General features: G+C 31.2%; 1 pseudogene. It reads left to right on the top strand.

Annotated elements, in window-relative coordinates:
* Positions 1-37: 37 nt before the first annotated feature.
* Positions 38-247: pseudogene (locus AJN60_RS00015) on the top strand (hypothetical protein); the annotation flags it as partial.

Consider the following 247-nt stretch of genomic DNA (forward strand, 5'->3'; position numbering starts at 1 on the left):
ATGGAAGATGGTTTATATATAGGATGAAAGGATAAAAATGAGTGAAACTTACGAGATTTATACACCTAATGGTATTATATTAGATGTAGAAAAAAAAACAAATAAAATTTTATTATATGATGGAGGAGCTAAGGTAGGCAAATACACCCAAGAATATTCCAAAGCTTTGTTTGAAGCTGATCGTATATTAAGAAACTCCCCCTACAAAGACTATAAACCCCAATACCTAGATCCTGAATTTCACACA

Source organism: Campylobacter sp. BCW_4323 (assembly GCF_001763115.1).
GTDB classification, from domain to species: domain Bacteria; phylum Campylobacterota; class Campylobacteria; order Campylobacterales; family Campylobacteraceae; genus Campylobacter_D; species Campylobacter_D jejuni.